The organism is Heyndrickxia coagulans DSM 1 = ATCC 7050 (assembly GCF_000290615.1).
GTDB lineage: Bacteria > Bacillota > Bacilli > Bacillales > Bacillaceae_C > Weizmannia > Weizmannia coagulans.
Genome location: NZ_ALAS01000001.1, coordinates 1 through 247, shown reverse-complemented (window position 1 = coordinate 247; position 247 = coordinate 1). Strand labels below are relative to the sequence as shown.

The window sequence follows — 247 nt, the reverse complement described above, 5'->3', positions numbered from 1 at the left end:
CGTGATTCATGAACTTTACCGCCAACAGGCAGAAATGTACAAAAAGAAAACACACCGGGTTGACCACCGGATTGTAAGCATTTCCCAGCCGCATGTCCGTCCAATTGTGCGCGGCAAGGCAAAAGCGAACGTGGAGTTCGGTTCAAAAGTCGCCATAAGTGTCGTAGATGGTTATGCCTTGATTGAGCACCTCGACTGGGAAAATTACAATGAAGGGACCACTCTCAAGGAATCTGTTGAAAACTAC

Annotated in this window: 1 pseudogene; it reads left to right on the top strand. The window is 47.4% G+C overall.

Annotation, left to right across the window (positions count from 1 at the left end):
• Positions 1-247 (top strand): annotated as a pseudogene (locus IC21_RS00005) (IS5/IS1182 family transposase); the annotation flags it as partial.